The sequence below is a fragment of the Mycobacterium terramassiliense genome (genome assembly GCF_900157385.1).
GTDB classification, from domain to species: Bacteria; Actinomycetota; Actinomycetes; order Mycobacteriales; family Mycobacteriaceae; genus Mycobacterium; species Mycobacterium terramassiliense.
The window spans coordinates 588,349-601,005 of the sequence record NZ_LT717701.1 but is presented as its reverse complement, the minus strand read 5'-3'; the positions used below and the strand labels follow the sequence as shown (position 1 = coordinate 601,005).

General features: G+C 68.2%; 14 protein-coding genes, 1 tRNA gene and 1 pseudogene. 3 read left to right on the top strand and 13 right to left on the bottom strand.

What is annotated here, in order from left to right; all coding sequences use genetic code 11:
- The 4 genes from MTAB308_RS17560 to MTAB308_RS17545 are packed head-to-tail and all read right to left on the bottom strand — an operon-like array spanning window position 1 to window position 3,707.
- Entirely contained in the window at window positions 1–750 is a 750-nt protein-coding gene (locus MTAB308_RS17560) for an SDR family NAD(P)-dependent oxidoreductase (RefSeq protein ID WP_077100804.1), read from the bottom strand.
- A complete protein-coding gene (locus MTAB308_RS17555) occupies window positions 747–1,982 on the bottom strand; it encodes an MBL fold metallo-hydrolase (protein ID WP_077100802.1) in 1,236 nt (411 codons plus the stop codon). Before MTAB308_RS17555 ends, MTAB308_RS17560 begins: the two co-directional genes overlap by 4 nt.
- Window positions 1,983–1,996: 14 nt before the next feature.
- Complete coding sequence (locus MTAB308_RS17550) at window positions 1,997–3,265, bottom strand: sulfotransferase family protein (RefSeq protein WP_077100800.1); 1,269 nt, start codon at window positions 3,263–3,265, stop codon at window positions 1,997–1,999.
- 55 nt (window positions 3,266–3,320) lie between these two features.
- Complete coding sequence (locus tag MTAB308_RS17545) at window positions 3,321–3,707, bottom strand: DUF2237 family protein (RefSeq protein ID WP_066967387.1); 387 nt, start codon at window positions 3,705–3,707, stop codon at window positions 3,321–3,323.
- A gap of 112 nt (window positions 3,708–3,819) precedes the next feature.
- Between MTAB308_RS17545 and MTAB308_RS17540 the strand changes: the two genes are divergently transcribed.
- Together MTAB308_RS17540 and MTAB308_RS17535 are read left to right on the top strand one after the other, a co-directional pair.
- Window positions 3,820–4,203 (top strand): hypothetical protein, encoded by a 384-nt coding sequence (locus MTAB308_RS17540; protein WP_077100797.1) that lies wholly within the window; start codon window positions 3,820–3,822, stop codon window positions 4,201–4,203.
- Window positions 4,204–4,404: 201 nt separating this feature from the next.
- Complete coding sequence (locus tag MTAB308_RS17535; RefSeq protein ID WP_077100795.1) at window positions 4,405–5,565, top strand: cellulase family glycosylhydrolase; 1,161 nt, start codon at window positions 4,405–4,407, stop codon at window positions 5,563–5,565.
- A gap of 78 nt (window positions 5,566–5,643) precedes the next feature.
- Here the strand turns inward: MTAB308_RS17535 and MTAB308_RS17530 are convergent, their stop codons facing one another.
- The 4 genes from MTAB308_RS17530 to MTAB308_RS17515 all read right to left on the bottom strand — a co-directional run bounded on the left by MTAB308_RS17530 (window position 5,644) and on the right by MTAB308_RS17515 (window position 7,442).
- Window positions 5,644–5,952, bottom strand: a complete 309-nt coding sequence (locus tag MTAB308_RS17530) for a WhiB family transcriptional regulator (protein ID WP_077100793.1) — start codon at window positions 5,950–5,952, stop codon at window positions 5,644–5,646.
- A 387-nt stretch (window positions 5,953–6,339) separates the two neighbouring features.
- Window positions 6,340–6,429: transfer RNA gene (locus MTAB308_RS17525), tRNA-Ser, on the bottom strand.
- A 29-nt stretch (window positions 6,430–6,458) separates the two neighbouring features.
- The gene (locus MTAB308_RS17520) at window positions 6,459–6,914 is read right to left on the bottom strand and encodes a nucleoside deaminase (RefSeq protein ID WP_077100791.1); all 456 of its coding nucleotides are present in this window, start codon (window positions 6,912–6,914) and stop codon (window positions 6,459–6,461) included.
- A gap of 6 nt (window positions 6,915–6,920) precedes the next feature.
- On the bottom strand, window positions 6,921–7,442 hold the full coding sequence (locus MTAB308_RS17515) for a tRNA adenosine deaminase-associated protein (protein ID WP_068229845.1): 522 nt from the start codon (window positions 7,440–7,442) through the stop codon (window positions 6,921–6,923).
- A gap of 102 nt (window positions 7,443–7,544) precedes the next feature.
- Between MTAB308_RS17515 and MTAB308_RS17510 the strand changes: the two genes are divergently transcribed.
- Window positions 7,545–8,483, top strand: a complete 939-nt coding sequence (locus MTAB308_RS17510; RefSeq protein WP_281253142.1) for a prephenate dehydrogenase — start codon at window positions 7,545–7,547, stop codon at window positions 8,481–8,483.
- Here MTAB308_RS17510 and MTAB308_RS17505 read toward each other — a convergent pair.
- The 5 genes and pseudogenes from MTAB308_RS17505 to MTAB308_RS17485 all read right to left on the bottom strand — a co-directional run bounded on the left by MTAB308_RS17505 (window position 8,446) and on the right by MTAB308_RS17485 (window position 12,545).
- The gene (locus MTAB308_RS17505; RefSeq protein WP_077100787.1) at window positions 8,446–9,045 is read right to left on the bottom strand and encodes a putative glycolipid-binding domain-containing protein; all 600 of its coding nucleotides are present in this window, start codon (window positions 9,043–9,045) and stop codon (window positions 8,446–8,448) included. The genes MTAB308_RS17510 and MTAB308_RS17505 overlap by 38 nt on opposite strands.
- 4 nt (window positions 9,046–9,049) lie before the next feature.
- Complete coding sequence (locus MTAB308_RS17500; RefSeq protein ID WP_077104468.1) at window positions 9,050–9,808, bottom strand: ABC transporter permease; 759 nt, start codon at window positions 9,806–9,808, stop codon at window positions 9,050–9,052.
- Complete coding sequence (locus tag MTAB308_RS17495; RefSeq protein WP_077100785.1) at window positions 9,805–10,491, bottom strand: ABC transporter permease; 687 nt, start codon at window positions 10,489–10,491, stop codon at window positions 9,805–9,807. Before MTAB308_RS17495 ends, MTAB308_RS17500 begins: the two co-directional genes overlap by 4 nt.
- Window positions 10,449–11,595, bottom strand: a pseudogene (locus MTAB308_RS17490) (ABC transporter ATP-binding protein). Before MTAB308_RS17490 ends, MTAB308_RS17495 begins: the two are co-directional and overlap by 43 nt.
- Window positions 11,592–12,545, bottom strand: a complete 954-nt coding sequence (locus MTAB308_RS17485; RefSeq protein WP_077100781.1) for an ABC transporter substrate-binding protein — start codon at window positions 12,543–12,545, stop codon at window positions 11,592–11,594. The pseudogene MTAB308_RS17490 and the gene MTAB308_RS17485 overlap by 4 nt, the downstream one beginning before the upstream one ends.
- Window positions 12,546–12,657 lie beyond the last annotated feature (112 nt).

Here is a 12,657-nt window from a genome sequence, read left to right as displayed (position 1 = left end):
TCAGACGCAGTCGGACGCGCCGTCGACGACGAACAGCGCGCCGCTGGTGTAGCTGCTCTGCTCGGTGCACAGAAACGCGATCGTGGGCGCGATCTCCCCGACGGAGCCGAAGCGGCGCAACGGAATGTGCGCCAATTCGGATTCCACCAATTCGCTCGCCCCGTGCATGGGAGCGGTCATCGGGGTGTCGATCGTGCCCGGCGCCACCGCGTTCACGCGGATACCCTTGCGCGCCCACTTGACCGCGAGATTGCGGGTGATGCAGACGATCCCCGCCTTCGCGGCACCGTAGCCGGGAACCAGCGGCACGGCCCGCAGCGCGGACATCGAGGCCAGGTTGACCACGCTGGCGCCCCCGGCCGCGGCCGACGACTTCAACGCCGCGTACAGGGCGACCGTGAGCCGGTACGGACCGGTCAGGTTGAGCGCCACCGACGCGTCGAACCCCTCGGGCTTCGACTCGTCAAGGCCGCCGGGGAAATTCGCGCCGGCGTTGTTGACGAGCACGTCGAGGCGGGTGAACTTCTGCGCGAGTGCGTCTATCGACTTCTCCTCGGTGATCTGCAATTGGTGATAGGCCATCCCGGACAGATCGGCCTCGTAGTCCGCGGTGGTCGGTTTGGTCCCGGTGATGGCGACCGAGGCGCCGGCGTCGCGGAACAGCGTCGCGGTGGCGTGCCCGATACCGCTGGTGCCGCCGGTGATCAGCACCGCCGTCCCGGTGAAGTCGAAGGTGACACGCGCCGTCATGAGTTCCTCGCTAATTGGTTTGTGAGCCAGGCGCTTTCCCAGAAGTTGGTGCTGTCGGCCAGCAGCGTTTCATGCGCCCTGTGCAACACTTCGCGCGCGCCCGCGTGCTCGGCGGGCACGAGCTCGGCGAGGTGGATGGCGTGCAGCGCCCGACCCGCCTCGAGGTGCGTGCGCGCCTTGTCCACCAGCGCGTCGGCGCCGGCCAGCTCCACCACGTCGGCGGCGACGGCGTCGAACCCAATGGGGTACAGCTCTGTGGTCGACCGGTGATGAAACCAGCCCGAATAGTTCTCCCAGACGGCGCGCACGTCCCACGCGACCTTGCCATAGCCCTGGCCCACTTCGTATTCCGGGGGCAAGGTGATCTCGCGCATCAGGGTCCGGACGTCCTTGCCCGCGTTCATCCCGGCGACGGTCTGGTCGTGGATGTATTGGACCGCGTCGCGCAGCCGGGTCAATTCGGCGTTGATGCGCTCCTTGCCGGCGATCGGGTCGAAGTGGCCGGTCACCAGGAGTTCGGGTTCCAGCTGGCGCACCCGCTCGACCGATGCGATCGCCGTCAGGGCGTCCCGGTACCGGTCACCGCGCATCGTCACGAGGTTGGGGATATGCCCGAACACCGGGCCAAAGGTGTTTCCACACAGGCATATCCGTTCGTCGGGAAGCCACACCACCAGCGAGTCGGTGGTCTCCCCGCCGGGCACCGAGATCAGCTCGATCCGCCGGCCACCGACCTGCAGGGTCAACGTATCCTCGAATTCGACGTCGACGACGGGGACGCTCTGGCCGGCCAGCCGCGTCGTACCGAGACGGCGCTGGATGGCTTGGATTCCCGTCGCCAGCTTGTCCTTGAAGGCGAACGCGCTGCGGGCGGCGCGGTACGGGATAAGCCGTTCGTTGTCGTCGCGCCACGTGGTCCAGTTCGCTTGCGCGACAACGGTTGTATCGGGATCGCGCACGCTGTCCAGGCCGCCGACGTGGTCGACGTGGCCCTGGGTGAAGATGATGTAGCGCACCGGGGAGGGGTCGACGGCGTCGAAGTTGGCGCGATGCACCGGTCCCTCGAACCCCATCCCGGTGTTGACGACGACACGGCCATCGGCGGTGGTCAGCAGGTAGGCGTTCGACAGGCCCGGCGAGCACCACAGTCCCGGCGCTATCTGGTCGGCCTTCTCGGCGGCCGCCGGGCGCAGGGCGTCGGCGCCGGGTCTGCTGCGATAGAGGGGTTCCATCGCTGATGTCTCCTTCATTCGGGGCGGACGTCGAACCTGTCGAAGTAGAAGCCGAAGCGCCCGCGCAGTTCGTCGGGCGAGATGCCGAAGTGCCGCCGCAGGTCGTAGCGGATGCGACCGTGCTTGCCCCGCGGGTTGCCCTGCAGGTACTGCTGCAGGCGCCCCCGCACCTTCGGTGTCAGCTCGACACCGCCGCGCTGGTATAGCTGCTCCAGCAACGGCATCTCGTTGCCGCCCAGGTGGTGGAAGCCGATGTCGATGCTGCGCTCGGCGGGAACGAGGTCCCGGTCGCGCACGCATGCGCCGAGCAACCGCTGCACCCGGTCGCTCCAGTAGTCCAGCAGCCAGCCCGGGTCGATGCTGGTGCGGCGCAGCCGATCGGAATAGGCCATCATCGTGATCGCCGACTGCACCACCGCGACGGGGTCGCGATGGGTGAAGGCCACCGTCGCGTCGGGGAAGGTCACCATCAGTGGGCCGAGCTGCTCGCAGTGCTGCGGGCTTTTCAGGACCCAGGTCCGCGGACCGCGCAGGAAGGTCAGCGCCTGCAGGACTTTCTTCAGGTACTGGTAGTGCCGGTTCTGGTCGAGCGCGAGATAGTAGTCGCGCCAATCGGGCACGCGCGCATGCCATTCCAGGACATAGGCGGCCAGGTCAAGGTCGAGCAGTTCGACCTCCTCCTCGATCGCCTCGGGAAACCGGTCGTGCATGGCGGCCACCACCGGCGCGCTGGCCATGAGCGCGTCGTGCTCGGACTTCGCCCGCGCGTAGCGGGGGTCGACCCCGAAGATGTCGGGGCCCTGGCCGCGGGCGGGAATCGGTTCCTGGCTCTCCCAGTAGGGCAGCGCGCGCCGGCGCGGATCGGCGGCGATGAGGTTCACCAGGTGCGTGGTACCGGATCGCGGCATCCCGACCACGATGAAGGGCTTTTCGATCGCGATCGACTCGATTTCGGGATAGCGCCTGATGAGCTCGACCAGCGACAGCCGGTTGCGCAGCAGGCGAACCACTCGCTGCCGCAGTGACGTGCGGGTGAGCTGGGTCAGCCCTTCGTCCGCCTCGATCGCCGCCACGTGCGCGGCCAGTCGCTCACCGAACCCGTCGCCGTCGTCGAGGTCGTCTGCGCCGGCCTGCTCGACCGCTTCGGCCAGCATCCGGTCGATGTCGAAGTCGACGCGCCTGGCTTCGGTGAATTCCAGAATCTGACGCTGGACATCGGTCAGCCGGGGCGACGTCAGATCGTCGAAGTCGATGTCGTCCACGTCGCCGACCGCATGACCCACGCGCCCGCCTCCTCGACTTCGACTGCGTCGAAGTTACCGCAGCAAGCCGGGAGTTCTACAGGTTGGCCAGGTCGTCGGGAACGTCGACCTTGTGCTCCTGCAGCGCCTCCAGCGGGACCACCTCGAGCGTGCGCTCGTGGGTGGAGGCCAGCACCACGGGCGCGGCGCACCCGTCGTGATGCGCTCGGAGCCAGTTCAGCGCGGTGACACACCAGCGATCGCCGGGCAACAGCCCGGGGAACCGAAGCTCGGGAACCGGCGTCAGCAAGTCGTTGCCGATGGAACGCTGGTGTTCCAGGAATTCGGCGGTCATCACCGCGCAGATCGTGTGCCGGCCGAGGTCCTCCGAACCGGTCGAGCAACAGCCGTCGCGGTAGTAACCGGTAAGAGGTTCCGTGCCGCACGGTTCCAGCGGACCGCCGAGCACATTGCGATCAGGCACGCGATTAGTATCGCGCTCCCCGGCGCGAAGTTTGAAGGATCTTTTGGCATCCGTTACGGGCAATGCCATCCGGTACCCAATCGGCCCTGCTAAGCGGTACCTTCTGCGTGTGATGCTTACCGGTGCTTTCCTGGCGGAAGCGGCCGCGACGGTCGACAACAAACTCAACGTGCAGGGCGGCGTGCTGTCCAAATTCACGGTGGGGCCCGACCGGGTAGCCCGGGTTGTCCTCGTCGTGCTGACGCTGCCCGATGGCGAGGATTCGGAACGCCGGATCGACGTGGAAATGAAGCCTCCGACGCTTGACGCCACTCAACACACGTCGTTCGAAGCGCCACAAGCCGCCGTCGGGGAATTTCCCGGTTTTGCCTTCTTTCCGATCGAGACGCGGCTGCCGTTTGACGGCCGCTGGGTGATCGACGTTTCGTGCGGCGATTCGGTGGTCTCTTTACCCCTTGTCGTAGATGAGTGGTCGCCGCAGTCATTCGGCATCTGAGTGTGCCCGTTTTCACTAGGCGCACAACGGTCTTGGCGCCCGTCGCGGTCGCACCCCAAGGGCCACAACGCACCACCGGACCCCGCGCGTGAATGCCGCTAGGTCACAACAAGATAACAATTGCCGAAGGGCCGATAAGCTCCTCGGCGACTCGCTGGCCAAATACCGGGGAGGCGGCCCCGCGAAATTTATCGTCAGATCGTGCACCGTCGAACGGCCCTCAAGATCCCCTTGCTGCTGGCGGCGGGCACGGCGCTGGCCCACGCCCCCCGCGCCTCGGCGGAACCGGCACCCCGCTCCTCCGGTGAGGTGATCCGGTGGTCACCCGACCGCGCCAATCGCTGGTACCAAGCGCAGGGATGGCTCGTCGGCGCAAACTACATCCCGTCCACCGCCATCAACCAGCTCGAGATGTTCCAGCCGGGCACCTACGACCTGCGACGCATCAACACCGAGCTGGGCTGGGCCCGTGCCTACGGCTTCAACAGCGTGCGGGTCTTTCTGCACGATCAGCTCTGGGCCCAGGACGCCCGCGGCTTCCACAATCGCCTCGCGCAGTTCGTCAGCGTCGCGGCCAGCCATGGCATCAGGCCGCTGTTCGTCTTCTTCGACTCGTGCTGGGACCCGTTCCCCAAAATGGGTCCGCAACGGGCGCCGAGGCCCGGCGTGCACAACTCGGGCTGGGTGCAGAGCCCCGGCGCCGAACGCCTCGGCGATCCCAGCTATACCCGCGTCCTGCATGACTACGTGACGAGCGTGTTGACCCAATTCCGCAGTGACAACCGGATTTTGGGCTGGGACATGTGGAACGAGCCCGACAACCCGGCGCGCGTGTACCAAAAGGTGGAGAGAAAAGACAAGCTGGAGCTCGTCGCCGACCTGCTCCCCCAGGTGTTCCGGTGGGCCCGCGCGGTCGACCCCAGCCAACCTCTGACGAGCGGCGTGTGGCGCGGAGCCGATCAGGGCGAGCAAGGGGGCCACAGCCCGATCAGCGACATCCAACTCAACAACGCTGACGTGATCACCTTTCACTCGTATGCCGAGCCCGCCGGCTTCGAGTCGCGGATCGCCGAGCTTGCGCCGCTGGGGCGACCGATCATCTGCACGGAGTACATGGCCCGGCCGCAGGGCAGCACCATCGAGGCGATCCTGCCCATCGCAAAGCGGCGCAACGTCGGCGCCTTCAACTGGGGTTTGGTCGCCGGCAAGACCCAGACCTATTTCCCGTGGGACTCCTGGGACCATCCGTATGCGGCGCCCCCGAAGGTGTGGTTCCATGACCTTCTGCAACCCGATGGCCGGCCCTTCCGGGATAGCGAATTGCAGGTGGCTCGGGGCCTGACCAGCGGCGGGCCTACCTGAGCGCGGCGGGCGCGGGAAGCCGTAACAAGATCGTAATGAGGAACTCGAGGCCCCGCCGGGGTTCGCACCCACGGGCTCCTATCCGACCGAGCGGGCCTTGCGCCTGTCGAAGAAATCCGCCCACGAAACGACCTCGGGGTGCTGCTTGAGCAGGGCCCTGCGCTGCCGCTCGGTCATCCCACCCCAGATCCCGAACTCGACCTTGTTGTCGAGCGCCTCGGCCCCGCATTCCTGCATCACCGGGCAGTGACGGCAGATAACCGCAGCCCTTCGCTGGGCGGCTCCCCGCACAAACAGTTCTTCGGGATCTGTTTCCCGACATAGCGCCTTCGTGACCCACGCGCGATCGCCCGGGTCCACCGCGCGCGAAGCGCGGGCGTCTGGCACAAGATCTAGCGGCCGCAAGGCCGGTCCTGTTCCTGGCAACGAGCCGTCCCTTCGTCTCGGCCGCGAGTCTGCGACCGCCTCCCCGATGCTGGGATTCGCGCCACATGAGCCCGTTGCTGTGACCTGGATCCCCCCATCGCCCAAGGTAGCGGTTCGATATCGATTGCGCAACGGCTTTCTGGTACAGACGTACCTTTCCTCGCAAATTGGCGCAGAAGCAGCCCGCGACTCCGTAGACGTGTGGGTGTGCAGGCACCCATCGGGCACCGCCCGGCACGCGGCCGAACAGACCGAGAGGGAGGCATCACGAGGCGACACCGGCGGATATCGGCGCACGATAAACGCCGTTAACCCCGGCGTGAAGAACGCCGTCGGCTCGACTGGCTTTGGCGGTGGCGGAGGGATTTGAACCCTCGGACGGTTTTAGCCGTCACACGCTTTCGAGGCGTGCTCCTTAGGCCGCTCGGACACGCCACCGCCAGGCAGCTTACCCAACCGCTGGCCGCTCACCCCAATCGCTGGCGGGCGAAGAAGTCCTCCAGCGGCGCGGCGCATTGCCGCGCGAGAACGCCGCCGCGCACCTGCGGGCGGTGGTTGAGCCGACGGTCGCGGACCACGTCCCACAACGATCCGACCGCTCCCGTCTTGGGTTCCCACGCCCCGAACACCAGCCGGGCGATGCGGGCCAGGACCAACGCGCCCGCGCACATGGTGCACGGTTCGACGGTCACCGCGAGCGTGGCGCCCTCCAGCCGCCACCCGTCACCGAGCACTTGCGCCGCCGCGCGCATCGCCAGGATTTCGGCGTGCGCGGTCGGATCACCAAGGGCCTCACGGGCATTCACCGCACGTGCCAGCTCGGTCCCGTCGGCGCCGACCACCACCGCGCCGATCGGCACGTCGCGGGGGCCCGCCGTCGCGGCGACCGTCAGCGCGGTGCGGATCAGATCTTCGTCGGTGATCGGTGATCACCGACCGAGGCGGTCGATCACCGCCGACAGCTCGTCGGCGAAGCCCATCTCGCGCGCGATGCGGCCCAATTGCTCGTCGGCGTACAGGTCGCTCTCGTCGAGGATGACGCCCAGCACCGCCTCGGGCAGCCCGACATCGGACAGCAGCCCCAGGTCGCCCTCCTCGAACGGGTCCGCATCCTCGAGGTCCTCGGGATCGATGTCGGCGTCCAGGTTGTCCAGCGCTTCGGCGGCGATGTCGTAGTCCAGTGCGGCGGTGGCATCCGAGAGCAGCAGCCGGGTCCCCGAAGGTCCCGGGCGAACGATGACGAAGAATTCGTCGTCCACGTCGAGGAGCCCAAAGACCGCGCCGGAGCTGCGCAGCTCACGCAGCTCGGTCTCGGCGGCCTTGAGGCTCGTCAGAGCCTTGGGAGACATGGCATAACAGCGCCATTTGCCCTCTTCGCGCACCACCGCGACGCCGAAGCCGTCCGGCGTGTCCGCGGACGGGCCTTGCGCCGAGGCCCGCTGTGCTCCCATGGGCGCCTACGCTAGTCGCTGACCAGGCCCTCTGACCAGACGCAGCGCTGACTGTGCCAACCTTGGACCGTGGCTCATCCTCGGTCCCAGGCACCCGTTTGCGTGCTCGGGCTGGGCTTGATCGGCGGCTCGATCATGCGGGCCACCAAGGCGGCCGGGCGCGAGGTGTTCGGCTACAACCGGTCGGTGGAGGGCGCGCACGCCGCCAGCGCCGACGGCTTCGACGCCAGCACCGATCTCACCCAGACCCTGACCCGGGCCGCCGACACCGGCGCGCTGATCGTCCTGGCCGTGCCGATGCCGGCGTTGACGGGCATGCTCGCCCACATCAGCGAAGTGGCCCCCGACTGCCCGCTGACCGACGTCACCAGCGTCAAAAGCGCGGTGCTCGACGCGGTGGCCGCGGCGGGCCTGCTGGAGCGCTTCGTCGGCGGTCACCCCATGACGGGCACCGCGGATTCGGGCTGGGCCGCCGGCTACGCCGGGTTGTTCACCAGGGCGCCGTGGGTGGTCAGCGTGGACGACCACGTGGACCCCCGGATCTGGTCGATGGTGATGCAGCTCGCGCTGGACTGCGGCGCGCTGGTGGTGCCGGCCAAATCGGACGAGCACGACGCCGCGGCGGCCGCCATCTCCCATCTCCCGCACCTGCTCGCCGAGGCGCTGGCCGTCACCGCCGGCGAGGTCCCGCTCGCCTTCGCCCTGGCGGCCGGCTCCTTCCGCGACGGCACCAGGGTGGCCGGCACCGCCCCGGAACTGGTGCGGGCGATGTGCGAGTCCAATTCCGCTCAGCTACTGCCGGAGCTCGACCAGGTGATCGAGCTACTCACCCGCGCCCGCGAGTCGCTGGCCTCCCACAACTCGGTGGCCGAGCTCATCGACGCCGGCCACGCCGCGCGGACCCGTTACGACAGCTTCCCGCGCTCCGACATCTTCACCGTCGTCATCGGCGCGGAGAACTGGCGGGAAGAACTGGCCGCCGCGGGCCGGGCGGGTGGGGTGATCAGATCCGCTCTGCCAAGCCGGGATAGTCGACGATGAATCCCTCTTCGTCGGCGCTCACCGCGGTGTCGGCGACCGGGGAGCGCAGCTTGATCCCGTTGGGGCTTCCTTCGCTGGTGTAGCTCACCGTCGCCGCGGTGACGGACATGTCGGGCACGTTCACATAGACCATCGGCAGCGTGACCATGTCCGCCCGTTCGTGCAGCCCGAGGCGCCGGATGGGCAGCGCATTGAAAAACGGGCTGAACACCACGTCGACGTCGAGCGCGCCGTTGTACCCGGCGCGCCGCTCGCCCTGGTGGTCGGTCACCAACCACATGTTTTCCTCGTCGCGGGCGATGGAGAGCACGCGTTCCCGCTCGGCCAGCGTCACGGTCAGGCCGAGCCGCTTGGTGGCGCCGGACTCGTCGGTCTGCACGTCGTAGTAGGCGCCGAACGCCGGGTTGGTCGCGGTGGCGGCGGCCACGATGCGCCCATTGGCCCGGATCCGCTTGCCGGACACCTGGATTCGCACCGATTCCATGCGGGATACGTCCTGGGCGCGCCAGGTCAACATCGCCTGCCATACGCGCTTGGCTGGATCAGAGGGGGCTGCGTTCACGCTTCTACCGTAGGACTTGTCCATCCGCGGCGGCGGGTTTGCCCCGAACTGCGGTGGGCGTCACGTGGCTGGCGCCCGGGCGGCCCCCGCCCGGGCGGCCCCGCAACCGCCCGGTGCCCGGCGCCGACGCCCACACCGCCACCGCGAGCAGGCCGTCGAGGATCAGCGCGAGCGCGGCCACCATCAGCGCGCCGACCAGCGCGAGCTGGAATTGGCGCTCCTTGATCCCGTCGATCAGGTATCGGCCCAGCCCACCCAGGCTGGCGTAGGCGGCCACCGTCGCGGTGGCAACCACCTGCAGCGTCGCGTTGCGCAGCCCACCCAGGATCAGCGGCAGCGCGATGGGTATCTCCACGCGCAGCAATACCCGCGTCTCCGTCATCCCCATGGCACGGGCGGCGTCGACGACCGTCGGCTCGACATTGGCGATGCCCGCGTAGGTGCCCGCCAGCAGCGAGGGCACGCCGAGCAGCATCAGGGCGACCAGCGGCGGCCCGATGCCCAGCCCGAACAGCAACACCCCCAGTAGCAGCACGCCCAGCGTCGGCAGCGCCCGCAGGCCGTTGACCGCCCCCACCACCAGGAGCGTGCCGCGACCCGTATGCCCGATGATCAGCCCGATCGGGACGGCGATCACCGCGGAGGCGGCCACCGCGACGAGGGTGTACTCCAGGTGCTCCGCGATGCGCGCCGCCAGCCCGACCGGACCCGTCCAGTTGTCGGCGGTCAGCAGGTAGGAGAGCGCCTGATGCACGAAGTTCATCGCGCGCCGCCCACGACCGGGGCCACCACCGGGCGGCGCCCGGGCCTGCGCCCGGCGCGCTCCCACGGCGTCGCCAGCCGCCCCGCCACGACGATGAGCGCGTCGATGACGGTCGCCAGCACGAACAGCGCGACGATGCCCGCGACGATCTGGTCGCTCTTGTCGGTCTGGTAGCCCTCGGTGAACCAGGTGCCCAGGCCGCCGATGCCGATCACCGAGCCGACCGAGACCATCGCGATGTTGGTCACCACCACCACGCGCAACCCGGCGACCAACACCGGGATGGACAGCGGCAGTTCGACTTTCAGCATCCGCCTGAGCGCCGGGTAGCCGACGGCGGTCGCGGCGTCACGCACCTGGGCCGGCACCGCATCCAGCGCCTCGAGCACCGCCCGCACCAGCAACGCAGCGGTGTAGGCGGTCAGCGCGACTATGACGTTGGCCTCGTCGAGGATCCGCGTCCCGATGATCATCGGCAAGACCACGAACAGCGCCAGCGACGGAACGGTGAACACGACCGCCGCGGTGGCCGTCGTCAGTCGCCGGGCGACGGGCGTGCGCTGGACCGCGACCCCCAGCGGGACCGCGATCGCCAACCCGATCACTACCGGCACCAACGAGAGCCGCAGATGCACCACGGTCAGGGCCCAGGCGTCGTCGAGGTGGGTGAGCAGGTAGTGCATCGACCCCCTCCTTCAGGCCCGTCGCCGCGCGTCGACCACGGCCAGCACGTCGGAGGCCAGCACGCCGCCGATGACCTTGCCCCCGTCGTCCACGGCGACGCCGATGCCCGACGGCGACGACAGCGCCGCGTCGAGGGCGTGGCTGAGGTTGCCGTCCGGGCGGAACAGCGAGCCGACGCCACTCACGCTGTCGGCCAACGACGCACCCGCGCGGTGCTTGCGCAGGCCCTCGGCGTCGATCCACCCCACCGGGGCTCCCGCATCGTCGACCACCACCGCCCATCCGTCGGGCGGGCCGGCCTCGCGCAGGCCGGCCGCGGCGACGCGCTCGATGTCCCGAAGGGGAACGTCGGACGCGTCGATGAGCTGCAGCCATCGGTAGCCGCGGCCCAGCCCGATGAACCTGGCCACGAATTCGTTGGCGGGCCGCGAAAGTAGCTGCGCCGCTTCGTCGTACTGCTGCAGTACGCCGCTCTTGAACACGGCCACCCGCTCGCCCAGTCTGAGCGCCTCGTCGATGTCGTGCGTGACGAAGACGATGGTCTTGTGCAATTCGCTTTGCAGCCGCAGCATTTCGTCTTGCAGCTCGTGGCGCACCACGGGGTCGACGGCTGAGAACGGCTCGTCCATCAGCAAGATGGGCGGGTCGGCGGCAAGCGCGCGTGCCACGCCGACGCGTTGTTGTTCACCGCCGGACAGCTGGGCCGGGTAGCGGGTGGCGATCTTGGCGTCCAGGCCGACGCGTTCGAGAACCTCGTAGGCGGCTTTGCGGGCGGCCCGACGAGGTTGGCCCTTCAGGACGGGAACTGTTGCGACGTTGTCGATGACGCGCTGGTGGGGCATCAGGCCGGCGTGCTGGATCACGTAGCCGATCCCGAGCCGCAGCCGGACCGGGTTGACGGCCCTGACGTCCTTGCCGTCGACGGTGATGGTGCCGGAGGTCGGCTCGATCATCCGGTTGATCATCCGCAGCGCGGTGGTCTTTCCGCTGCCCGAGGACCCGACGAAGACGGTCAATTTGCCGTTGGGGACCACCAGGCTCAGCCGGTCCACGGCGGCGGTCCCGTCGGCGAATACCTTGCTGACGTTGTCGAAGACGATCAACGCCGTTGGCCGATCGGGTGGGCGAAGCCGTTGAATTGCACCCAGTTTCGGGCCGCCTGGTCCGGGTCTACCCCCGAGTTGCCCGACACCGCGGCGTTGAGGCCGGCCACGCCGGTGGTGCTGAGCTTGGCCGAGACCGCGTCGAGCACGCTTTTGAGCAGATCCGACTTCTTCTGCGAATTCACCAGCGGCACAATGTTGCCGGCCAAAAAGTTGTGCTCGGGATCCTCCAGCGCCACCAGGTGTTCCTGCAGGATGGCCGGTGAGGTGCTGAAGATGTTGGCGGCCGTAACCCTGCCCTCCAGCAACGCGCGCACGGTCACGGCGCCGCCGCCGTCGTTGATGGCGACGAAGTTACCCGGGCTGATGGCCAGGCCGTACTTCTGGCGCAGGCCCGGCAGGCCGGACGGCCGGTTCTCGAACGCCGAGGGCGCCCCGAACCGCACCTCGGGCGAGTGGGCGGCCAAATCACCGATCGTCTTCAGGTTCCAGTTGCGGGCGGTGCCGGCGGTGACGGTGACCGTGTCGGTGTCGGAAGCCGGTGACGGCGTGAGAATCGACAGGTCACCGGGAAGTTGCTTGTACAACTCCAACTCGACGTCGTCGAGCATGGTGGCCGTGGAGGTGGGCGCGAAGTACAACAGCAGGTTCCCGATGTACTCGGGCACCAGATCGATGGAATGATCCTTCAGCGCAGGGATATAAGTCTCTCTGCTGCCGATGCCCATTCGCCGCCCGACCTCAAAACCGTTGGCCTGCAGCGCTTGTGCGTAGATCTCGGCAACGATTTGCGATTCCGGGAAATCACCGGAGCCGACCACGATGGATTTCGGGCTGCGGGTCTCCGCCCCCAGCGGATCGGAATTGCTGCAGCCCGCGATCAGGCATACCGTGGCCAGCCACAGTGCCGCGCGCAAGGTCGTGCGGCGGACGCGCGGCAGCTGACTCATAACGCCGACACTAACGGCAGAACCGCCGCTACGCGCCCGTCCCGAGGGCAGGTCGCGGGTGGTGTTTTGCGTGTATTTGTTTGAATCTGCCCAGGATGGGACAAAGATGACA

Bases quoted from the DNA above. Each gene is read 5' to 3' on its own strand.
- MTAB308_RS17560 (WP_077100804.1), bottom strand. From the start codon at position 750: ATGACGGCGCGTGTCACCTTCGACTTCACCGGGACGGCGGTGCTGATC.
- MTAB308_RS17555 (WP_077100802.1), bottom strand. From the start codon at position 1,982: ATGGAACCCCTCTATCGCAGCAGACCCGGCGCCGACGCCCTGCGCCCG.
- MTAB308_RS17540 (WP_077100797.1), top strand. From the start codon at position 3,820: ATGCTTACCGGTGCTTTCCTGGCGGAAGCGGCCGCGACGGTCGACAAC.
- MTAB308_RS17515 (WP_068229845.1), bottom strand. From the start codon at position 7,442: ATGGGAGCACAGCGGGCCTCGGCGCAAGGCCCGTCCGCGGACACGCCG.
- MTAB308_RS17500 (WP_077104468.1), bottom strand. From the start codon at position 9,808: ATGAACTTCGTGCATCAGGCGCTCTCCTACCTGCTGACCGCCGACAAC.
- MTAB308_RS17495 (WP_077100785.1), bottom strand. From the start codon at position 10,491: ATGCACTACCTGCTCACCCACCTCGACGACGCCTGGGCCCTGACCGTG.
- MTAB308_RS17485 (WP_077100781.1), bottom strand. From the start codon at position 12,545: ATGAGTCAGCTGCCGCGCGTCCGCCGCACGACCTTGCGCGCGGCACTG.